This is a genomic window from Tardiphaga sp. vice304, assembly GCF_007018905.1.
Taxonomy (GTDB): Bacteria; Pseudomonadota; Alphaproteobacteria; order Rhizobiales; family Xanthobacteraceae; genus Tardiphaga.
The window spans coordinates 4,260,131-4,281,751 of the sequence record NZ_CP041402.1 but is presented as its reverse complement, the minus strand read 5'-3'; the positions used below and the strand labels follow the sequence as shown (position 1 = coordinate 4,281,751).

Below are 21,621 nucleotides of genomic sequence, written 5' to 3'. Positions count from 1 at the left end.
CATGAGCTTCGACCCACGTGCCCTGTTGCGACAGATGTTTGATGCGGCGATCGAGGCGGCCCAGCCGTCGCATTGCATCCCGCCTCATCTGCCTAAAACGCCGAAAGGACGATTGATCGTCCTCGGCGCCGGCAAGGCGTCCGCCGCAATGGCGCGTGCGGTCGAAGATCATTGGTCCGGCGAAATGTCCGGGCTGGTCGTCACCCGCTACGGCTATGCCGTCCCGTGCGAGCGGATCGAGATCGTCGAAGCCTCGCATCCGGTTCCCGATGCTGCCGGCCTCGCGGCCGCAAAGCGGATCCGCGACATCGCGGTGGCGGCGGGGCCGGGTGACACCGTGCTGTGTCTGATCTCCGGTGGCGGCTCCTCGCTGCTGGCACTGCCGGCCGAAGGCATCACCCTGGAAGACAAGCAGGCGGTCAACCGCGCGCTGCTGAAGTCGGGCGCGACCATCTCGGAAATGAACTGCGTCCGCCGCCATCTGTCGGACATCAAGGGCGGCCGTCTTGCCGCGTTGGCCTATCCAGCCAAGGTGGTGACGCTGCTGATCTCGGACGTGCCCGGCGACGTCGAGGCCGACATCGCTTCCGGTCCAACTGTCGCCGACGTAACGACCTGCGCCGATGCGCTCGCCATCGTTACGCGTTACGGCATCGACCTGCCGGCCGCCGTTCGCGACACGCTGGAGAGCGGCCGCGGCGAAACGGTGAAGCCGGCCGATCCGCTGATCGCCGGCGTTGAGACCCATCTGATCGCGACGCCGCAGATGGCTTTGGAAGCCGCCGCCGCCGTGGCGCGCGAAGCCGGCATGCCGGTGCATATTCTGGGCGATTCCATCGAAGGCGAAGCAGGGGACGTAGGCACGGTATTGGCCGGCATCGTCAAGCAGGTCGCGAAGCGCGGCCAACCCTTCAAAGCGCCCTGCGTGCTATTGTCCGGCGGCGAGACGACGGTGACGGTCCGCGGCCATGGGCGCGGCGGCCGCAATGTTGAATTTCTGCTGTCGTTTGGCGTGACCCTCGACGGGCTGGCCGACATCTGGGCGCTGGCCGGCGACACCGACGGCGTCGATGGCATCGAAGAAACCGCCGGCGCGATCCTGACGCCGGATACGCTCGCGCGCGCCTCGGCTGCCGGCATCAAGCCGAGGCAGGCGCTCGCCGACAATGACGGTCACGGTTTTTTCGGCGCGCTCGGTGACGCCGTCGTCACCGGGCCGACGCTGACCAATGTCAACGATTTCCGCGCGGTCATCATAGGCCGACCGGACACGAAGTGATGCGTATGTGAGCCAACCGCGCAGGCCGGCCGCTCTCGAAATGTTTCGAGAGTGCGCGAGCAGGGGTGGCGAGCTGAACTGAAGATGGAGGCTATTGATATGACCAAAGCCGTGAATCCAGACGAACTGGCGACGCCCCGCTACATCAGGATCGACCCCCGCGACAACGTGGCGATCGTCGTCAATGATTTCGGCTTGCCGGCGAAGACGCGTTTTCCGGATGGCCTGGAGCTGCGTGATTTCGTTCCACAGGGTCACAAGGTCGCGCTGGTCGACATCGCCGAAGGCGATGCGGTCCGCCGCTACAACGAAATCATCGGCACCGCGATCCGCCCGATTTTCGCCGGCGAATGGGTCGACGAGTCCCGCATCTCCATGCCGGAGGCGCGCGAACTTGATCACCTCGAACTCGCCACCGCGGTGCCCGCGGCGCAGCCGCCGCTCGAGGGCTACACCTTCGAGGGCTTCCGCAATCCCGACGGTTCGGTTGGCACCAAGAACGTGCTGGCGATCAGCATGAGCGTGCAATGCGTTGCCGGCACCGTCGATTATGCGGTCAAGCGGATCAAGGAGGAACTGCTTCCGAAGTATCCGAATGTGGATGATGTCGTCGCACTCTCGCACAATTACGGCTGTGGCGTCGCCATCAATGCGCCGATGGCGATCGTGCCGATCCGTACCCTGCAGAACATCGCGAAGAACGCGAATTTCGGCGGCGAAGCGATGGTCGTCAGCCTCGGCTGCGAGAAGCTGGCGCCGGAGCGCCTGCTACCGCTGGATACGGATGGCAGCATCGTCCGCATGCAGGACGAAGCGTTCGATGGCTTTACTGCCATTGTCGATTCGATCATGGCAATGGCCGAAGCGCGGCTCGAAGTTCTCAACAAGCGCCAACGCGAGACCTGTCCCGCTTCGGATCTGATCGTCGGCCTTCAGTGCGGCGGCTCTGATGCATTTTCCGGCGTCACGGCCAATCCGGCCGTCGGCTTTGCCGCCGATCTGTTGGTGCGCGCCGGCGCCAAAGTGATGTTCTCAGAAGTGACCGAGGTGCGCGATGCAATTCATCTGCTGACGCGCCGCGCCATCGACGAGGAGGTCGGCCGAGCGCTCATCCGCGAGATGAAATGGTATGACGATTACCTGGCAAAGGGGGAGGTCGACCGCAGCGCCAACACGACGCCCGGCAACAAGAAGGGCGGCCTCGCCAACATCGTCGAGAAGTCGCTCGGCTCGATCGTCAAGTCCGGCTCGACCGCCATCGTCGACGTGCTGTCACCCGGCGAGCGCATCCGAAAGGCGGGCATGACCTTCGCGGCGACGCCCGCCAGCGACTTCATCTGCGGCACGCTGCAACTCGCCTCCGGCATGACGCTGCAGGTGTTCACCAGCGGACGCGGCACGCCCTATGGCCTGGCCGCCGCACCGGTGATCAAGGTGGCCACGCGTACCGAGCTGGCCAACCGCTGGAAGGATCTGGTCGATTTCGACGCCGGCCGCATCGCCACCGGCGAGAAGACGATCGAGGAAACCGGTTGGGACCTGTTCAAACTAATTCTCGACGTCGCCAGCGGACGCACGAAAGTCTGGTCCGACAAGTGGGGTATTCACAACAGCCTCACTTTGTTCAATCCCGGCCCGGTGACCTGAGCGGCGCAACCGATCAAGCATGAAGCGGGCGGCCCTTGGGCTGCCCGTTTTGCGTTTAGGCGTCATCGATCCAACGAATGCCGAAGGCAAAGCGGGATTTTCTCGCCCGCGTTTGCAAGGGCGGATCAATAGGCACAAAGCCTGCGTCGTGTAGACATCGGATGACGAGCAGCCGCGACCTCGTGCGAATGGCTCGCTGTCATCGTGCTCCGCGCGGGGCGTTGCTGGTGAGCCTGTTCGTCTGTTTGGTCGAATCTTTCCGCCGGACCGGCCGCATTGGAGCCAGCGCGCATTTTCCACCGCATTTCCGAAACTATCGTTCGCGGCTCCTCTTGGCCGAGAAACTCAACCGTCGCCGGCGCACGACGATGCGCAGAAGGAATTCCTTTATCGCGCAGGTTCTGTTCGAAATATTAGCAAGACGTCTGTCGTATTAATTATGTCGTCAACAATATCACGCCATTTGAACCGACTTTTTGCGTCTCAATTCTCGAATTGTAGTTCAGTGATCTAGATCAAGGCAGTATTCGATGCATGTCTTATGACGACTTACGAGACATTCGCGTGCTTCAACTCGATCGTACAGATCGAAGAGGGGACGCCGATTTCGCGAAGACGGCGATTTCCAGATGTCGAGACAGAAGGACTTCTCCGACATGCGACGTCATCGCCGAGCCAAGATCGTTGCCACCGTGGGTCCCGCCAGCGCTTCGCCGGAGATGCTGAAAGCCGGCGAAAAATATCGGCTGGCCGATACGCCTCCGCCCTCGCACGAACTGCTCGCGCGCACCCGCGCCGCCTTCAGCAATCAGGGGCTGATCGTCACCTGAACCCGATTTCCGTGGGCCTAGGTGCTGCACCTTGATGTCCCGGACCGCTGCGCTACAATGCGGGCCGAAGGAGACATCATGTCCGGTCACGATCATCACCACGACCACGAGCATTCCGAACTGTCGGAGACCGAGCTGCGCGTGCGCGCGCTGGAAAGCATTCTGACCGAGAAGGGCTATGTCGATCCCGCCGCACTCGACGAATTGATCCAGACCTACGAGACCAAGGTCGGCCCGCGCAACGGCGCGCGCGTGATCGCGCGGGCCTGGAGCGATCCGGAATATCGCGCGCGGCTGCTGGCCGATGCCACGCCGGCGATCCTCGAATTCGGCTATGCCGGCCGGCAGGGCGAGCACATCGTCGCGGTCGAGAACACGCCGGACCTGCACAACATGGTCGTGTGCACCCTATGCTCGTGTTACCCGTGGCCGGTGCTCGGCCTGCCACCGGTCTGGTACAAGGCCGCACCCTATCGCTCGCGCGCGGTGAAGGATCCGCGCGGCGTGCTGAAGGATTTCGATGTCACGCTGCCCGAAGGCACCAGGATCAAGGTGTGGGATTCCACCGCGGAGATCCGTTACCTCGTGGTGCCGCAGCGCCCTGCCGGCACCGAGGGCATGAGCGAGGAAGAGCTTGTCGGTCTCGTCACCCGCGACAGCATGATCGGCACCGGGCTAGCGCTCTCGCCCGCCGGGGTGGCGTAATGGACGGCGCACATGACATGGGCGGCGTGGCCGGCTTCGGCGCGGTTCAGCTCGAGCCGAACGAGCCGGTGTTTCACGCCGAATGGGAACGCCGCGTCCTGGCGATGACACTGGCGATGGCAAGGCCCGGCCAATGGAACATCGACGCCTCGCGCTTTGCCCGCGAAAACCGTCCGGCCGAGGATTATCTGAGCAAGAGCTATTACCAGATATGGCTGGCCGGCATCGAACGTCTGATGGCCGAGCGCGGTCTGGTGGCGCCGGAGGAGATCGAAGCCGGCGAGCCCTTGCTGCCGCGCAAGGACGTTCCGGTGCTGAAGGCCGACGAGGTGCCCGCCATGTTGCGCAAGGGCGGCCCGACGGTGCGTCCGACACAGGCGCCGGCGCGCTTTGCCGTCGGCGACCGCGTCCGCGCCAGAATGATGCATCCGCCGACCCATACGAGGCTGCCGAACTATGTGCGCGGCCATGTCGGCGTGATCGAGCTGCTGCACGGCGCGCATGTGTTTCCCGATAGCCATGCGATGGGGCAGGGCGAACAGCCGCAGTGGCTCTATACCGTGGCGTTCGACGGTCGCGAGCTGTGGGGCGAGGACGGCGATCCGACGAGCTTGATCTCCGTGGACGCCTGGGAATCCTATCTGGAGCCGTTGTGATGGCGCTCGATCCGCAGGCCGCCGCAGCGGCGGTGATCGCGGTGCCCGGCATTCCGCGCGACCACGACGGCCCGGTGTTTCGCGAGCCGTGGGAGGCGCAGGCCTTCGCGATGGCCGTGGCGCTGCATGCGCGCGGGCTGTTCTCCTGGACCGAATGGGCGGCGACACTCGCCGCCGAGATCAAGCGCGCACAGGCCGCGGGCGATGCCGATACCGGCGAGACCTATTACCGGCACTGGCTGGCGTCGCTAGAAACGCTGGTCGCCGAGAAGGGCGTCGCCAGCGCCGACACGCTGCACCGCTATCGCGACGCCTGGGACCACGCCGCCGACCGCACGCCGCACGGCATGCCGGTTCTGCTGCAGCCGGACGATTTTCACGGCTGAGGCGTGTGGCCGGCGTCGTTGCGCCATATCGCAATGTGTGGGAAGCCGCACTGTCGCCAGCAGGGCGGGGCGGTGCCGGGAGCGGATATGAGCAAGGCCTTCGAAAAACTGATCGACAAATATGCCGAGCGGCGGGATTTCGATCGCCTGACGGCGTTTCACGCCAAGCGCGTGGAGATGCTGCAGCAGCTGCAGAGCGGCACCTATGACAAGCCGCACCTCGTCTCCGAGGAAGATCCCGTGCCGCTGATGGCAGAACTCGCGCGCGAGATCGCCTATCTGGAAAAGGCGCTGGCGACGCGGAGCGACCCCGCGACCTGACCCCGCGCGATCTTGACGTTGCCGCGCGCATGGGTCTCACTGCCCGCCAATGCGGCGAACGTCGCCGCGCGCTGAGGGGATGAACCGCCGCATGATCACGCTCTATCACTGCGCTCGCGCGCGCTCGTTCCGACCGTTGTGGACGCTGGAGGAAATGCAGCTTCCCTATGAGCTGAAGATGCTGCCGTTTCCGCCGCGCGCGCTCGCCAAAGAGTATCTGGCGGTCAATCCGCTCGGCACCATTCCGCTGCTGATCGACGGCGACACGCGGATGACGGAATCGGCGGCGATCACCCAATATCTCGTTTCGAAATATGGTCCGACGCCACTCGCGGTCGGCGTCGATGAGCCGGACTACGGCGCCTTCCTGAACTGGCTGCATTTCGGCGAGGCGACGCTGACCTTTCCGCAGACTTTGGTGCTGCGCTATTCCGAGATGGAGCCGGAAGAGCGCCGGCAGCCGCAGGTCGTGGCCGACTACGCCAAATGGTTTCTCGCCCGGCTGCGCGTCATCGAAACGCTGACCGCGACATCGGAATATTTGTGCGCCGGCCGGTTCACCGCGGCCGATATCTCGGTCGGCTACGCGCTACTGCTGGCGCAGCGGCTCGGCCTGTCCGCGCAGTTCGGCCCGGCCGTGACGGCGTACTGGGCGCGGTTGCAGCAGCGCGACGGTTACCTCCGCGCGGTGGCGGCGGAGAATGCCGCCGGCGACGCGCAGGGCTTGGCGCGTCGCGCGTAAGGCGTTCCGTAAGCAAACTTCCCGGGAATCGCTGACGTCGGGCGGCTTCAGCCGGCGTTTGCTTTCAGGCCGGCCGTTTCGATGCCGGCGATTGCACAGATCTCGTCATTGTCCGAGGTGTCGCCGGAGATGCCGACCGCGCCGAGCAGCGCGCCCGCGGCATCGTGAAACAGCACGCCGCCGGGCACCGGGATCATCGCGCCTTTGGCGAGCGTGTTGGCGGCGGCAATGAAATAAGGCTGCTCCTGCGCGCGCTGGAAGATTGCGCGCGAGCCCATGCCCATTGCGAGGGCGCCATAGGCCTTGCCGTGGGCGATCTCGCCCCGCATCAGGCTGGTGCCGTCCTGGGCGACCGACAGTTTCACGCAGCCGCGCGCGTCGAGAATGGTGATGACCATCGGCTTCAGCTTCTTCTCGACCACCTTGGCGAGAGCGGCGTCGAGGATCTTTTGGGCAACAGCGAGGGTCAGGTCGGCCATGAAGTCAGTTCCTTGTGATTTGGCGACAAACTAGGGGCGGGGGGCGGCGCTGTCGAGGCTCATCGCCAGCACGCGCGCGACGTGCATGGCCTGGCGCGACGCGCCGTCCTTGATCTGATGCCGGCACGAGGTGCCGTCGGCCACGATCAGCGTGGCGGCGTCAGCGCGGCGCACGGCCGGGAGCAGCGACGCCTCGGCCATCTGCATCGAGACCTCATAGGTGTCGGCGCCGTAGCCGAACGCGCCGGCCATGCCGCAGCAGCTCGATTCGATGCTCTCGACTTGAAGGCCGGGAATCAACCGCAGGATCTGTTCGACCGGCTTGAAAGCGCCGAATGATTTTTGGTGGCAATGGCCGTGCAGCAGCGCTTTGTCGGCGATGGCGTGCAGTGGCAGTTGCAGGCGGCCGGCCTCTGCCTCGCTTACCAGAAACTCCTCGAAAAGCAGTGCCTGCGCACTGACGCGCTTCGCCGCATCGTCCGAACGCAGCGACAGCAACTCGTCGCGCAAGGTCAGCAGGCAGCTCGGCTCGAGGCCGACGATCGGTACACCGCGCTCGGCGAACGGCGCGTAGGTCGCGACCAGACGGTCGAGTTCGGCCCGGGCATGATCGACAAGCCCGGCGGACAGAAAGGTCCTGCCGCAGCACAGCGCGCGGCCGTCGTCGGCCGGTTTTGGCAGATGCACGCGGTAACCGCCGGCGACCAGCACCTGGATCGCGGCATCGATGTTCTCGCGCTCATAGGCGCGATTGAACGTATCGGCAAACAGCACGACCTCGCGGCCATCGGCGGGGCCGACGGCTTCTGCCTCGGGGGCGAACACATCGCGCCGCCACGCCGGCAGGTCGCGCTTGGCGCTAATCCCCGCCGTGCGCTCGAGCAGCCGGCGCAGCCACGGGCGCTGGTTGCGTGCATTGGCCAGGGGCGCGATCCTCGCGGCGAGGCCGGCATAATGCGGGAGATAGCCGACCAGACGGTCGCGCAGCGTCAGACCATGCTTCTTAACGCGTGCGGCCAGCACCTCGATCTTCATCTTCGCCATGTCGACGCCGGTCGGGCATTCGTGGCGGCAGGCCTTGCATGACACGCAGAGCTCGAGCGTGTCGGCCATCGCGTCCGAACTCAGCGCATCCGGCCCGAGCTGGCCGGAGATCGCGAGACGCAGCGTGTTGGCCCGGCCGCGGGTGACATCCTTCTCGTCGCGCGTAGCGCGATAGGACGGGCACATCACGCCGCCCTCGAGCTTGCGGCAGGCGCCGTTGTTGTTGCACATCTCGACCGCACCCTGGAAACCGCCGCCGGCGCCCGGCCAGGCCGACCAGTCCAGTTCGGTCTGCAAGCCGTCGATGCGATAGCCCGGCGGATAGCGGAACAGCGAACGGTCGTCCATTTTCGGGGGATCGACGATCTTGCCGGGATTGAGAATGTTGCGGGGATCGAAGCGCCGCTTCACTTCGGCGAAGTCGTTGACGATGCGCTCGCCGAACATCTGCGCGTGGAATTCCGAACGCACCAGCCCGTCGCCATGCTCGCCGGAATGCGAGCCCTTGTAGTCCCGCACCATCGCGAACGTCTCCTCAGCGATCGCGCGCATCGCGTGGACGTCCTTGTCGAGCTTCAAATTGAGCACCGGGCGAACATGCAGGCAGCCTTCCGAGGCGTGCGCGTACATCGTGCCGGTGGTGCCGTGTTTCGCAAAGATGGCGGTCAGGCGCTCGGTGTAGTCGGCGAGATGCGGCAGCGGCACGGCGCAGTCCTCGATGAAGGAGACCGGCTTGCCCTCCTGTTTCATCGACATCATCACGTTGAGCCCGGCGGCGCGGAATTCGGCAATGCCGGTCTGCAGCGCCGGCTGCGTGATCTCGACCACGCCGCCCCATTTGCGCTGGGAATTGTCCCAGCCGAAACCGAGCTCGCCCATCAGTTCGCCAAGCTGCTTCAGTTTCGCGATGTTGTCGCTGGCATCCTCTTCGGCGAATTCGACGATGAGCACCGCATCCGGATCGCCGCGCACCGCGGTGCCGATGATCGGCTTGAACATCGCGATGTCGCGGCCGAGCGCCAGCATGGTGCGGTCGACCAGTTCGACCGCGATCGGCTTCAGTCTGACCAGATGCTGCGTGGCGTCCATCGCCTCGTAGAAGCTGCCGAAGTGGCAGACGCCGAGTACCTTGTTGCCGATCAGGGGCCACAGTTTCAGTTCGACCTGCGTGGTGAAGGCCAGCGTGCCCTCGGAGCCGACCAGAAGATGCGCCATGTTGTTGGCGGTGTTCTTCGGTACCAGCGCGTCGAGATTGTAGCCGCCGACGCGGCGCTGCACTTTGGGAAAGCGTTCGGCGATTTCGGCGGCCTCGCGCTCGCCCAATGCCAGCATGTCGCGAAACAAAGCAGGGCCGTCATCGCCGGCATTCACGTCGCCGAAATGCAGCAGCGTGCCGTCAGCCAGCGCTGCGTCCATGGCGATCGTGTTGTCGCGCATCGTGCCATAGCGCAGCGATCGGCCGCCGCAGGAATTGTTGCCGGCCATCCCGCCGATCGTCGCGCGCGACGCGGTGGAAACGTCGACCGGAAACCACAGGCCGTGCTTTTTGAGCTGGCGGTTGAGGTCGTCGAGCACTATGCCGGGTTCGACGACACAGGTGCGGTTCGCAACATCGACCGAGATCAGTCTGTTGAGGTGTTTCGAGAAGTCGATGACGATGCCGTCATTGACGGTCTGGCCGCATTGCGAGGTGCCGCCGCCGCGCGGGGTGACGATGCGGCCATCGTCGTGGCAGATTGCCAGCGCGCGCAGCGCCTCGTCGATGCTGCGGGGCACAACGACGCCAAACGGGACGATCTGGTAGAACGAGGCGTCGGTGGCATAGCGCCCGCGGGTGAACGGGTCGAAGAACACGTCGCCGGAAATTTCTCGGGACAGCCGGGCCGCCAGCGCGCTATCTGCCGCCGAACTCCGCACGATAGTGGCCTTCCGGCTGGCTTTGGCCATTCGCTTCTTCCCGCACTGCAGCACCCTTGCGGTGCCCGCCTTTGTCTAGTTGTCTTGCATCCGGATTCCGCCTTGGCAAGCCACGGCATGGTGCACAGCGAGATAAGAAAACCTCATGGCTGCCCCACGTTTTTCTGTTGGCCTCTGGTATACCAGATGCGCGACAAGCCACCGGAAAAGTGATATCCGGTCGCCCGAACAAAAAATATTCCTGGGAGGACACCACATGACTGTGCACACCGGACGGCATTTTCTGCAGATTCCCGGCCCGACCAACGTTCCCGACCGGGTGCTCCGGGCGATGGACATGCCGACGCTGGACCACCGCGGTCCGGAATTCGCCGAGCTCGGCCTCAATGTGCTGGCCGGCTCGCAGCGCATCTTCAAAACCAAACAGCCGGTCATCATCTACCCGTCCTCGGGCACCGGCGCCTGGGAAGCCGCTATCGTCAACACGCTGTCGCCCGGCGACCGCGTGCTGATGGCCGAAACCGGCCAGTTCGCCGCGCTTTGGCGCAATATCGCCGAGAGATTCAAGCTCGATATCGAGCTGGTTCCCGGCGACTGGCGCCACGGCGCCGACCTCGTCCAGATCGAGGCCCGGCTGCAGGCCGACAAGGCCCACGCCATCAAGGCGGTGATGGTGGTCCACAACGAGACCTCGACCGGGTGCGTTACCCATCCGCAGGAAGTGCGTGCGGCGATGGACCGCGCCGGGCATCCCGCACTCCTGATGGTCGATACGGTGTCCGGCATCGGCTCGCTGGAATATGAGCATGATGCCTGGGGCATCGACGTCACCGTTGCCGGCTCGCAAAAGGGCCTGATGCTGCCGCCCGGCCTCGGCTTTAATGTCGTCTCGGAGAAGGCGCTCGCCGCCTCCAAGGCCAACACGTCCTACCGCGCCTATTGGGACTGGCAGGACGTCATCAATGCCAACAAGCTCGGCTCCTGGCCCTACACCCCCGCCACCAACGTGCTGTCCGGGCTGAAGGAAGCCATCGCCATGCTTGAAGAGGAGGGGCTGCAGAACGTGTTCGCCCGCCACAAGCGGCACGGCGCCGCCGCGCGCGCGGCCGTGAAGGCCTGGGGCCTGGAGACGGTGTCGATCGAGGCGCCCGACCACTCGCCGGCGCTGACCGCCGTGATGATGCCCGAGGGGCACGATGCGGATGCGTTCCGTAAAGTCGTGCTGGAGAATTTCGACATGTCGCTGGGCACGGGACTGGCAAAGTGGAAGGGCAAGATCTTCCGGATCGGCCATATCGGCCATTTCAACGATCTGATGCTGATGGGCACGCTAGCCGGCGTCGAGATGGGCCTCGACCTCGCCCGCGTCCCGCATCGCGCCGGTGGCGTGATGGCGGCGATGGAAGTGCTGAAGGGCAGGGACGTGGTGCAGTTGAAGGCCGCCGTCGCCTAGGCGTGCTGTCACTCAAACTTGGCTGGAGCGCCCGCGCTCCGGCCGCTATCGTGCGGCACCAGACCGCATCAAAAGAAAGAACAATCATGGACGCCCCGGTACCGACCGAAGACCTGATCCATTCCGTCGAAAATGGAATCGCCCGCATCACCTTCAACCGTCCGCAGGCGCGCAACGCGATGACCTTCGCGATGTATGAGCGGATGGCGGAAATCTGCGAGGCTGCCAATACCGACCACTCGATCAAGGCGATCATCCTGACCGGCACCGGCGACAAAGCGTTCGCTTCGGGCACCGACATCTCCCAGTTCCGAGCCTTCAAGACGGCGCAAGACGCGCTCGACTATGAATCGCGCATCGACCGCGTGCTGACCTCGCTGGAAACCTGCCGGGTGCCGACCATCGCGGCGATCGCCGGCGCCTGCACCGGCGGCGGCGCGGGCATCGCCGCCTGCTGCGACCTGCGCATCGGCACCGCCGCGACCCGCATGGGCTTCCCGATCGCGCGCACGCTCGGTAACTGCCTGTCGATGTCCAATATCAGCCGCGTAATGGCGCTGGTGGGCCCCGCCCGCACCAAGGACATGATCTTTACGGCGCGGCTGATTGAGGCGGACGAAGCGCTGGCGCTCGGGCTAATCAACGAGATCGTGCCGGATGTCGAGACGCTGCAGCGCCGCGCCCTGGAACTGGCGCAACTGGTCGCCAGCCACGCCCCGATCACGCTCGAAGTCACCAAGGAAGCGGTGCGCCGCCTGCGCCCGAAGCTGACCCGCGAGGAGGGCCACGACCTCGTGCTGAAAGCCTATATGAGCGAGGATTTCCGCGAGGGCATGGATGCGTTCCTGACCAAGCGCAAGCCAAACTGGCAGGGCAAGTAAGCGGATTGCACGGCGGAACGCTCTTTCATCACCTCTCCCGCGCAAGCGGGGCGAGGTGAAGCGCGACCTACCAAAGTCGTCTTGTGCATGCCGCTCGCATGCTTGAAGTCACGTCCGATAAGCCGCACACTACCGACCATCAACGGGCCGTTTGAGCCCGGGTTAACGAGCCAGGGAAGAGATGATGTCCAAGTTGATCAGGGCCACAGCCGCGCTTTCCGCGGTTCTGTTGAGTGCATCCATGACGCCGGTATCGGCCGCGTGGGAGCCGACCAAGCCGGTGGAAATCGTCGTTGCGGCGGGCGCCGGCGGCGCTTCCGACCAGATGGCGCGCATGATGCAAGCCGCGATCCAGAAGAACAATCTGATGAAGGCCCCGGTGATCGTGTCGCTGAAGGGCGGCGCGTCCGGTGCCGAAGCGCTGATCTACATGAAGTCCAGCGAGGGCGACGCTAACAAGGTGATGGTGGCGTACTCGCTGATCTACATGCTGCCGCTGTCTGCCAAGATTCCGTTCAACTGGCGCGACCTCACGCCGGTGGCGGTGGTGGCCATGGACCAGTTCGTGCTGTGGGACAATGCGGCCGGCGCCAAGAGCGTCAAGGAATTCATCGCAGCGGCCAAGGCCGCGCCGTCGCCATTCAAGATGGGCGGCACCGGCTCGAAGCGCGAGGACCATGTGCTCACCGTGTTCATGGAAAAGCGCACCGGCGCGAAATTCTCATATTTGCCGTACAAGTCCGGCGGCGAGGCGGCAACGCAACTGGTCGGCAACCACACCGAAGCCAACGTCAACAATCCCTCCGAAAATCTCGAAGTCTGGCGCGCCGGCCAGGTCCGCGCGCTCTGCGTATTCGACAAGGAGCGCATCGGCTACACCACCAAGGTCACCGAGACGCAGTCGTGGGCCGATATCCCGACCTGCAAGGAAGAGGGCCTCGACGTGCAGTATCTGATGCTGCGCGCGATGTTCCTGCCCGGCAAGGTGACGCCGGAGCAGCAGGCGTTCTATGTCGACCTGTTCGAGAAGGTGACCAAGACCGCCGAATACAAGGACTACATGGAGAAGCAGGCGCTCAAGCCGATCTTCCTGAAGGGCGACGCGATGCTCAAATTCCTCGAAGAGGATGACGCGCTCAACAAGTCGCTGATGACCGAAGCAGGGTTCGTCGCGAAGTAGCGATGTGATCTTCCTTCCCCTCTCCCACAAGCAAAGCGAAGCTTTGCGCAGGCGGGAGAGGGTGGATCGAAGCCCCGCGACTTGTCCGCCGTAGTTCGCAGAGCGAAGGCGGGACCGGGGTTCGAGACAGGAGAGGGGCTCTTTCTCTTTCGAACTTGCGGCACCCCTCTCCCGTCCGCGCTACGCGCGGCCACCCTCGCCCGCCTATCGAAGCTTCGCTTCGCGCGGTGGAGAGGGAAAGATCAAAGCTCTGCTCCTTCTGAAATCAAAACAGAAACATCTCATGTCCAATACCGACCTCGAAATCATCGTCGACGATCCCACCGCGCCCGAGCCGGATTCCCCCGCCGTCTGCAGCACGCGCACCGTCGAGATCGTCGTCTCGTTGTTGCTGCTGGCGCTGGCCGTGACGCTCGGCATCGATAATTACGCCACCGGCATCTCATGGGACGACACCGGCCCGCAGCCCGGCTACTTCCCGTTCTATCTTTCGGTGATCCTGGGCCTCGCCAGCCTGTTCGGCCTCATTACCACGCTGCTGGCGCGCGCGCCGTCGGACACCTTTGTCACCCGCGCGCAATTGCGCCGCGTGCTGCTGGTGTTCCTGCCGACCGCCGCGTTCTGCCTGGCGATGCAGGTTCTCGGGCTCTATGTCGCGAGCTTCCTGTTGATCTCCGGCTTCATGCGCTTCGTCGGCAAGATCGCGTGGTGGAAGTCGCTGCTCACCGCTTTCGTCTTTACCGCGATCATGTTCGTGACCTTCGACATCGCCTTCGACGTCATCATGCCGAAGGGCCCGCTCGAAGCGGCCTTCGGCCGCTAGGATCGATCTGATGGAAGCTTTTGGATTGCTGCTGCACGGCTTCGCCGTGCTGATGACGTGGAAGATCATGGCGCTGATGGTGATCGGCCTGGTGCTCGGCATCTTCGTCGGCGTGCTGCCGGGGCTGGGCGGCCCGAACGGCGTCGCCATCCTGCTGCCGCTGACCTTCACGATGGACCCGACCTCGGCGATCGTGATGCTGTCCTGCATTTACTGGGGCGCGCTGTTCGGCGGCGCCATCACCTCGATCCTGTTCAATATTCCGGGCGAGGCGTGGTCGGTGGCCACCACCTTCGATGGCTATCCGATGGCGCAGCAGGGCAGGGCGGCGGAAGCGCTCACCGCGGCTTTCACCTCGTCCTTCATCGGCTCACTGGTCGCGGTGCTGCTGATCACCTTCCTCGCGCCGATGATCTCTTCCTTCGCGCTGAAATTCGGCCCACCGGAATTCTTCGCCGTCTACCTGTTGACCTTCTGCTCGTTCGTTGGCCTCGGCCGCGAGGCCAAGCACAAGACCGTCATCTCGATGGCGCTGGGCCTCCTGATCGCCGGCATCGGTATGGACACCGTTTCGGGCACGCTGCGCATGACCTTCGGCTCCAACGAGCTCTTGCGCGGCATCAACTTCCTGGTGGCGGTAATCGGCCTGTTCGGCATCAGCGAGATCCTGCTGACCATGGAAGAACGCCTGGCCTTGCGCGGCCATGCCGCCAAGATCAGCCTGCGCACCGTCATCAACGTCTGGAAGGACCTGCCGAAATACTGGATGACGCTGCTGCGCTCCTCGGTGATCGGCTGCTGGCTCGGCATCACGCCGGGCGGCGCGATTGCGGCTTCGTTCATGGGCTACAACCTCGCCAAGCGTTTCTCCAAGGACCCGGAAAGCTTCGGCAAGGGCCGCATCGAAGGCGTGTTCGCCCCGGAGACCGCGGCGCACGCCTCGGGTACCGCGGCGCTGCTGCCGATGCTGGCGCTGGGAATTCCCGGCTCCGGCACCGCCGCGATCCTGCTCGGCGGATTGATGGTATGGGGGCTCAATCCCGGGCCGCTACTGTTCGTCGAGCACAAGGATTTCGTCTGGGGCCTGATCGCCTCGATGTATCTCGGCAATGTCGTCGGCCTCGTCATCGTGCTGACCACGGTTCCCATCTTCGCCTCGATCCTGCGGGTGCCGTTTGCCGCGGTCGCGCCAATGATCGTGGTGTCCTGCGCGATCGGCGCCTATGCGATCCAGAACGCGATGTTCGACATCTGGCTGATGCTCGGCTTCGGCGTGGTCGGCTACATCTTCAAGAAGATCGGCATACCCTTGGCGCCGTTCACGCTGGCTTTGGTGCTCGGCAACCGCGCCGAAGACGCGTTCCGGCTGTCGATGATCGGCTCCGGAGGCAGCGTCGGCGTGTTCTGGTCGAACGGGCTGGTCGGCACCATCACCACCATCGCCATTACTCTGCTGTTCTGGCCGCTGATCGACCGCGCCTTCGCCGGCATCGGTCGCCTGATGCGGCCGACGCCAGCATCCGCCTGATCCGTCCCGCATCGGACGAGACCTTTGGACGCCCGTCAGAGGTCGAAATAGGTCTTGGTATAGGGATGGGCGCGCTAGTCGTACCGTTGCATCCAGATCAGGTCCCGGTGCTGGCTGTCCGGCGTCAGCGTCGGCTGCCCCGGCAAGGTCACCTGATAGGCCAGCGCCACGTAATGGGTCCCGTATCCCGGTTCTGAAAAGCGGTTGGCCGGATACATCTGCTCGAAGATACCGGCGAACCTGGCCTGCTCGACGGAGAGGTCAAGGGCTATCTCCTCGCTGGCAATGCGGGCGAAAGCGGTCGCAATGGTCTCGTCCTTGCGAATGCAGCCGCCCGGCACGAAATAGGTACCCCGCGCCGGCTCATTGTTGCGCATTCCCAACAGCAAATATCTGAGTTCGTCGCGGATCAAAAGATCAATTGAAATCAGCGGCGAATAGCGGACAATCGGTCGGAATTGCTCGTCGGATAAAGGTGTCGGCATAACTTCCAGTTGTGTAGTTGGCGGCGTCGTCAAATGGTCTGCTGTCTGGCATCGCGACTGGCTAGAATTGGCCGAATGATACCACGATTGCCGTCCGCGTCCGTCCGGCAACGCTGGGCCATCTTGCAATCTCTGGTATTTGTGATATAAAAGTGTTTCCCTAAAGCGAGTTGCTGTGTAGCACGGAAGTGCCGAGCGATGAGTGCTATGGTTGATTTCCTGGGTTGGCTTATTGCGCCGCTGTGCATCTTGTCAGCGGTCTGGGGCGGCCTCACCTTCGCGGTCAGGAACGATGATCCCATGCCTTGGTCCGCAAGCGCCGCGCTGATCTCTTCGATCACTTGTTACATCGCCGTCTATGCGTTCCTGACGTAACGAACGACTGTATTTGGCGTTCATTCCTCATGTGGATAGACCGCCGCCGGACTAAATCACCTTGGCGCGGCGTAGCTCCGCGACTTCGAGCTGGCTAAAGCCAAATTCCAAGAGCACTTCGTCAGTCTGTTCGCCGAGCTCCGGCGGCCGCGCCGCCATGCGGCTCGGCGTGCGCGACAGGGTGAAGGGTTGAGCGACAAGGCGGATGTTGCGACCGTCGTCGGTCGGCACGTCCTGCGCGATCCCGAGATGCTTGACCTGTTCGTCGGCAAACATCTGGTCGACAGAGTAGATCGGGCCGCACGGCACGCCGGCGGCGTTCAGTTCGGTGACCCACTCGTCGGTACTGCGCGTTTCGGTCAGGCGGGAGATTTCAGCGTTGAGCGCGTCGCGGTTTTTCGACCGCGCCGGACCGGTAGCGTAGTCGGGATGGCTCACCAGTTCGGGCGCGCCGATCGCCTGCGCGCAGCGTTCCCAGATCTTGCCGCCGGTGGTGGCGATGTTGATGTAGCCGTCCGATGTTTTGAACACGCCGGTGGGGATGCTGGTGGGATGGTTGTTGCCGGCCTGCTGCGGCACGTCCTGTTCCATCAGCCAGCGCGCGGCCTGGAAATCCAGCATGAAGATCTGCGCCTGCAGCAGCGACGTCTGCACCCACTGGCCCTGTCCGGAAACATCGCGTTCCAGCAGCGCCGTCAAAATGCCCATCGCGCAGAACAGGCCAGCGGTGAGATCCGCCACCGGGATGCCGACCCGCATCGGGCCCTGTCCGGGAGCTCCGGTGATCGACATCAGCCCGCCCATGCCCTGGGCGATCTGATCGAAGCCCGGTCGCTTGTGATAGGGGCCATCCTGGCCGAAGCCGGAAATGCTGCCATAGACGATGCCGGGATTGATCGCGCGCAGGCTCTCGTAATCGATGCCGAGGCGATCCTTGACGTCGGGCCGGAAGTTTTCGACGACGACATCGGCCTTGGCGGCAAGTCGCTTGAAGACGGCGAGACCTTGCGGGTCTTTCAGGTTCAGCGTCATCGCCCGCTTGTTGCGATGCAGGTTCTGGAAATCCGATCCCTGCCGCGGCCCGCCGGGCTGCTCGCCGCCGGCATCGTCGGACAGCGCGTCGATCTTGATGACATTGGCGCCCCAGTCAGCGAATTGCCGCACGGCGGTGGGACCCGACCGGATCCGTGTCAGGTCGAGCACGGTGAAGCGGGACAAGGCCTGGGATGCGCGCGGGAAGGGCATTGATGGCTCCGAGGCGATTGGAGATTGAAGGAAGGTGGTGACGCAAGCGTCCCGCTAATCTTCGCGCAAAGTCGGCCCCCTGTCATGTGCGGCGTCTCGAAAGACGCGACGGGGCGCTGTGGGTGTCAGCGGCTGGGCTGCAGCAATTGCAGAAAATGACGTTTACGCTTGAGACTGGCCTAACAGCGACCTTGACGCACGTCCTTGCCGACCAGAACGAGGGCCGGAACCGGCGCAGATCGCTTATGTCGGGGCGTGAGCGTTGATTGCAAACGCGAAGCGGCCGATTTCATCAAGCTCACGAGAAGTCTGTGAAAGAGGTCGCCAAGATCGTCGGCATTCCGGAAAACACCTTGAAGAGGCGGCTGTTCTATGCGCGCATGAGTTGGCCTATCTGCTTAGGGCAGGCAGTATGGAGCAAGGCTGGCCATGATGGCAATCAGGAATAAGTCCAAGGACGCGCAGCCCGGTGAGATCGAGGCGTTGCGGCCTTGGCCCGCCGCCGGTGCGCTGAGCGCCCGAGACACCCGCCGCGTCGACGAGGCACTGACTGCGGATCCGGACCTCCGCCCGCCAGTACGAAGCCATCCAAGAGGAATGTGCTGAGACCATCCGGCTCGACGAGAGCCTCGGTGCGCCGTCCTCGCGAGCGCTACAGAAATTGTTTGCTGCGATCGACGCCGAACCGGCGCTCGCCGGTGCGGCTTCGCCGCCCATTTCCAGGCGGCTGGCCGAATTTTTCGCCGGCCTGTCGCCGCTAACGCTAATGGCGTTGGCGGTGGTCGGCGCGCTCGCGCTGCTGCTGCAGGCCGGCGTGATCGGCAGCATATTGATGCTCGCGACGCTGCCGGTCTACCCATTTTCAAGTACTTCAAGCCGAAAGTGCTATCGCTCTCTCGATAAGAGCGCTCAGGGCCCGGCCTAGCCGTAGGACAACATGGCCATGAGCACGCCCGCGGCGGCTATCCCCAGCAAGGTAGTCGCACATAGTCCAATCAACAGTTTTTGCAGAATATACATTGGCCATCCCCAGGCTGTTCAATTCTGCCCTCGCATTTGATACATCACAAGACTTGCATCGCCCCCCAATCGGGTTTCGCGGTCGCTTCCGGATGGAGAATGAATGGCGAACCTCGCTACCCTCCGGGCCGCGCACGCTGCATGAATGCCGACCACACCGCGGCTTTGAATCCACGCCGGTGATTAAGCGGGCTCATTGCCGCCAAGGCCCGCATTTAACGGATAGTAGCCCGCACCGGCGTGCCGTGGCTCATCGTCGCGGTCATCAAAAAGCGACAGTTTGGCGGTGATCCAAAATGGTTGGAGAGTATGGCGCAGCGGCAGCCCTGGAGCATGGAATTGAGCGTCATGGCCCCCTTGTTGCGATGCAGCTTCTGGAAGTCCGATCCCTGCCGCGGTCCGCGGGGCTGCTCGCCGCCGGCGTCATCGGTTAAGGCATCGATCTTGACGGCATCGGCGCCCCAGTACGACTATCGCCGACCGGCCGCCGCGCTACTGGAGAAAGCTGTCGCGATCGTCCGTAATCGGCTGCTGGCTCGGTGTTACTCCGAGTGGGGCCATCGCAGCGTTGAACACGGGCTATGATCTGGCAGAGCGCTTCTCCTAGGATTCCGAGAGTTTCGGCAATGGAAGCATCAAGCGTGTGATTGCACCGGAGACAGCGGCGCATCCCTCGGGCACCGCGGCGCTGCTGCCGATGCTGGCGCTCGGCATTCCCCGCTCCAGCACCGCGGCGATTCTTCTGGGCGGGCTGATCGTCTAGGGCCTCAACCCCGGTTCGCTGTTGTTCGCCAAGCACAAGGATTTTGTCTGGGGCCTGATCGCCTCGATGTATCTCGGCAATGTCGTCGGCTCGTCATCGTGCTGACGAAGGTGCCGATTTTCGCCTCCATCCTGCAGGTGCCGTTTGCCGCGGTGGCGCCGATGATCGTGGTGTCCTGCGCGATCGGCGCCTATGCGATCCAGAACGCGATGTTCGACATCTGGCTGATGCTCGGCTTCGGCGTGGTCGGCTATATCTTCAAGAAGATCGGGATACCGCTGGCGCCGTTCACCCTGGCGCTGGTGCTCGGCAATCGCGCCGAGGACGCGTTCCGGCTGTCCATGATCGGCTCCGGCGGCAGCGTCGGCGTGTTCTGGTCGAATGGCTTGGTCGGCACCATCACCACGATCGCCATCACGTTGCTGTTCTGGCCGGTGGTCGACCGTCTGTTCGCCGGAGTAGGCCGGATGATGCGGCCGGCGAGGGCCGTGGGATAATCGTAGGTGGGCAAAGCCTCGTCGCGCAACGCGCGGCGGAGCGTGCCCACCGTCAAGCCATGACGCTCGGCGGTGGGTACGGCGCAGGGGCGCCTTTGCCCATCCTACGCGCTCTGCTAACACCACCTTGGCTTCGCGCAGCGCCGCGATTTCGTCGGCGCTGAAGCCGAATTCGGCCAACACCTCCTCGGTCTGTTCGCCGACTTCCGGCGGTCGTGCGGCCATGGTGGCTGGGCGTTCGCGACAGCGTGAACGGCTGTCCGACCAGACGGATATTGCGTCCCTCGTCGTTGGGAACATCTTGCGCGATGCCGAGGTGCTTGACCTGCTCGTCGGCGAACATCTGTTCCACCGAATAGATTGGCCCGCACGGCACGCCGGCGGCGTTCAACTCGTTGACCCATTCATCGGTGGAGCGCTTTTCCGTGCGTGCGCTGATATCGGCATTGAGCGCGTCGCGGTTTTTCGAGCGCGCCGGGCCGGTGGCGTAAACGGGGTGGGTCACCAATTCCGGCGCGCCGATCGCCTGCGCGCAGCGTTCCCAGATCCTGCCGCCGGTGGTGGCGATGTTGATGTAGCCGTCGGAGGTCTTTGAAAACGCCGGTCGGGATGCTGGTCGGGTGGTTGTTGCCGGCCTGCTGCGGGATGTCCTGCTTCATCAGCCAGCGCGCGGCCTGGAAATCCAGCATGAAGATTTGGGCTTGTAGCAGCGAGGTCTGCACCCACTGGCCCTGGCCGGAGACATCGCGCTCCAGCAACGCTGTCAGAATGCCCATGGCGCAGAACAGTCCGGCGGTGAGGTCGGCGACGGGAATGCCAATCCGCATCGGGCCCTCGCCCGGGGCGCCGGTGATCGACATCAGACCGCCCATGCCCTGGGTGATCTGATCGAAGCCGGGCCGCTTGTAATAGGTGCCGTCCTGGCCGAAGCCGGAAATGCTGCCGTAAACGATGCCGGGATTGATCGCCCGCAGGCTCTCATAGTCGATGCCGAGCCGGTCCTTGACGTCCGACCGGAAGTTCTCGACCACCACGTCCGCCTTCGCCGCGAGCCGCTTGAACACGGCTAGCCCCTGTGGGTTATTCAGGTTCAGCGTCATCGCCCGCTTGTTGCGGTGCAGGTTCTGGAAATCCGGCCCCTGCCGCGGCCCGCCCGGCTGCTCGCCGCCGGCGTCGTCCGTCAGCGCGTCGATCTTGATGACATTGGCGCCCCAGTCAGCGAATTGCCGCACGGCCGTGGGACCGGACCGGATCCGGGTCAGGTCGAGCACGGTGAAGCGGGACAGGGCCTGGGAAGCGCGCGGGAAGGGCATTGATGGCTCCGAGGGGATGGGAGATTGACGGAAGGTGGTGACGCAAGCGTCC

20 protein-coding genes and 2 pseudogenes are annotated in these 21,621 nt (G+C 64.0%); 17 read left to right on the top strand and 5 right to left on the bottom strand.

The window, feature by feature from the left end; translation table 11 throughout:
* Position 1 precedes the first annotated feature (1 nt).
* The 8 genes from FNL56_RS20355 (at position 2) to FNL56_RS20320 (ending at position 6,566) form a co-directional block, all read left to right on the top strand.
* Positions 2-1,279, top strand: a complete 1,278-nt coding sequence (locus FNL56_RS20355; protein ID WP_143574775.1) for a glycerate kinase type-2 family protein — start codon at positions 2-4, stop codon at positions 1,277-1,279.
* Positions 1,280-1,378: 99 nt separating this feature from the next.
* Positions 1,379-2,926 carry a galactarate dehydratase gene (garD, locus tag FNL56_RS20350; protein ID WP_143574774.1) on the top strand — a complete coding sequence of 516 codons (1,548 nt, stop codon included), beginning with the start codon at positions 1,379-1,381 and terminating at the stop codon, positions 2,924-2,926.
* Positions 2,927-3,555: 629 nt separating this feature from the next.
* On the top strand, positions 3,556-3,756 hold the full coding sequence (locus FNL56_RS20345) for a hypothetical protein (protein ID WP_143574773.1): 201 nt from the start codon (positions 3,556-3,558) through the stop codon (positions 3,754-3,756).
* Between the two features lie 78 nt (positions 3,757-3,834).
* Entirely contained in the window at positions 3,835-4,461 is a 627-nt protein-coding gene (gene nthA / locus FNL56_RS20340) for a nitrile hydratase subunit alpha (protein ID WP_143574772.1), read from the top strand.
* Positions 4,461-5,117 (top strand): nitrile hydratase subunit beta, encoded by a 657-nt coding sequence (nthB, locus tag FNL56_RS20335; RefSeq protein ID WP_143574771.1) that lies wholly within the window; start codon positions 4,461-4,463, stop codon positions 5,115-5,117. Before nthA ends, nthB begins: the two co-directional genes overlap by 1 nt.
* Positions 5,117-5,503 carry a nitrile hydratase accessory protein gene (locus FNL56_RS20330; protein WP_143574770.1) on the top strand — a complete coding sequence of 129 codons (387 nt, stop codon included), beginning with the start codon at positions 5,117-5,119 and terminating at the stop codon, positions 5,501-5,503. The genes nthB and FNL56_RS20330 overlap by 1 nt, the downstream gene beginning before the upstream one ends.
* An 87-nt stretch (positions 5,504-5,590) precedes the next feature.
* Positions 5,591-5,824: a hypothetical protein gene (locus FNL56_RS20325; protein ID WP_143574769.1), complete on the top strand. Its 234-nt coding sequence runs from the start codon at positions 5,591-5,593 to the stop codon at positions 5,822-5,824.
* A 91-nt stretch (positions 5,825-5,915) separates the two neighbouring features.
* Positions 5,916-6,566 carry a glutathione S-transferase family protein gene (locus FNL56_RS20320; RefSeq protein WP_143574768.1) on the top strand — a complete coding sequence of 217 codons (651 nt, stop codon included), beginning with the start codon at positions 5,916-5,918 and terminating at the stop codon, positions 6,564-6,566.
* A gap of 47 nt (positions 6,567-6,613) precedes the next feature.
* Here FNL56_RS20320 and FNL56_RS20315 read toward each other — a convergent pair whose 3' ends face one another.
* Both FNL56_RS20315 and FNL56_RS20310 read right to left on the bottom strand, forming a co-directional pair.
* The gene (locus tag FNL56_RS20315) at positions 6,614-7,045 is read right to left on the bottom strand and encodes a GlcG/HbpS family heme-binding protein (RefSeq protein ID WP_143574767.1); all 432 of its coding nucleotides are present in this window, start codon (positions 7,043-7,045) and stop codon (positions 6,614-6,616) included.
* A gap of 30 nt (positions 7,046-7,075) precedes the next feature.
* Positions 7,076-10,036, bottom strand: a complete 2,961-nt coding sequence (locus FNL56_RS20310; protein ID WP_143578224.1) for an FAD-binding and (Fe-S)-binding domain-containing protein — start codon at positions 10,034-10,036, stop codon at positions 7,076-7,078.
* 226 nt (positions 10,037-10,262) lie between these two features.
* Between FNL56_RS20310 and FNL56_RS20305 the strand changes: the two genes are divergently transcribed.
* From FNL56_RS20305 to FNL56_RS20285, 5 genes are all read left to right on the top strand, one after another.
* A complete protein-coding gene (locus FNL56_RS20305; protein ID WP_143582308.1) occupies positions 10,263-11,459 on the top strand; it encodes a pyridoxal-phosphate-dependent aminotransferase family protein in 1,197 nt (398 codons plus the stop codon).
* 86 nt (positions 11,460-11,545) lie between these two features.
* Positions 11,546-12,340: an enoyl-CoA hydratase/isomerase family protein gene (locus FNL56_RS20300; RefSeq protein WP_143574764.1), complete on the top strand. Its 795-nt coding sequence runs from the start codon at positions 11,546-11,548 to the stop codon at positions 12,338-12,340.
* Positions 12,341-12,524: 184 nt separating this feature from the next.
* Positions 12,525-13,520: a Bug family tripartite tricarboxylate transporter substrate binding protein gene (locus tag FNL56_RS20295; RefSeq protein WP_143579176.1), complete on the top strand. Its 996-nt coding sequence runs from the start codon at positions 12,525-12,527 to the stop codon at positions 13,518-13,520.
* A gap of 283 nt (positions 13,521-13,803) precedes the next feature.
* On the top strand, positions 13,804-14,343 hold the full coding sequence (locus FNL56_RS20290; protein ID WP_143579175.1) for a tripartite tricarboxylate transporter TctB family protein: 540 nt from the start codon (positions 13,804-13,806) through the stop codon (positions 14,341-14,343).
* A 10-nt stretch (positions 14,344-14,353) separates the two neighbouring features.
* Positions 14,354-15,871, top strand: coding sequence for a tripartite tricarboxylate transporter permease (locus FNL56_RS20285; protein WP_143578220.1), 1,518 nt, complete (start codon positions 14,354-14,356; stop codon positions 15,869-15,871).
* A gap of 74 nt (positions 15,872-15,945) precedes the next feature.
* Here FNL56_RS20285 and FNL56_RS20280 read toward each other — a convergent pair whose 3' ends face one another.
* Positions 15,946-16,389: an NUDIX domain-containing protein gene (locus tag FNL56_RS20280; protein WP_143579174.1), complete on the bottom strand. Its 444-nt coding sequence runs from the start codon at positions 16,387-16,389 to the stop codon at positions 15,946-15,948.
* A 174-nt stretch (positions 16,390-16,563) separates the two neighbouring features.
* Here FNL56_RS20280 and FNL56_RS27825 point away from each other — a divergent pair, with 174 nt between their 5' ends.
* Positions 16,564-16,731 carry a hypothetical protein gene (locus FNL56_RS27825; RefSeq protein WP_168202985.1) on the top strand — a complete coding sequence of 56 codons (168 nt, stop codon included), beginning with the start codon at positions 16,564-16,566 and terminating at the stop codon, positions 16,729-16,731.
* A gap of 51 nt (positions 16,732-16,782) precedes the next feature.
* On the opposite strand, the gene FNL56_RS20275 is transcribed toward FNL56_RS27825, so the two are convergent.
* A complete protein-coding gene (locus FNL56_RS20275; RefSeq protein ID WP_143578218.1) occupies positions 16,783-17,976 on the bottom strand; it encodes a CaiB/BaiF CoA transferase family protein in 1,194 nt (397 codons plus the stop codon).
* Between the two features lie 311 nt (positions 17,977-18,287).
* On the opposite strand from FNL56_RS20275, the gene FNL56_RS20270 reads away from it, so the two are divergent.
* The 3 genes and pseudogenes from FNL56_RS20270 to FNL56_RS20255 form a co-directional block, all read left to right on the top strand.
* A complete protein-coding gene (locus FNL56_RS20270) occupies positions 18,288-18,425 on the top strand; it encodes a hypothetical protein (RefSeq protein ID WP_441351239.1) in 138 nt (45 codons plus the stop codon).
* A 212-nt stretch (positions 18,426-18,637) separates the two neighbouring features.
* Positions 18,638-18,901 (top strand): hypothetical protein, encoded by a 264-nt coding sequence (locus tag FNL56_RS29015; protein ID WP_143582307.1) that lies wholly within the window; start codon positions 18,638-18,640, stop codon positions 18,899-18,901.
* Positions 18,902-19,483: 582 nt separating this feature from the next.
* Positions 19,484-20,256: pseudogene (locus tag FNL56_RS20255) on the top strand (tripartite tricarboxylate transporter permease); the annotation flags it as partial.
* Between the two features lie 120 nt (positions 20,257-20,376).
* Here FNL56_RS20255 and FNL56_RS20250 read toward each other — a convergent pair.
* Positions 20,377-21,569, bottom strand: a pseudogene (locus FNL56_RS20250) (CaiB/BaiF CoA transferase family protein); the annotation flags it as partial.
* Between the last annotated feature and the right edge of the window lie 52 nt (positions 21,570-21,621).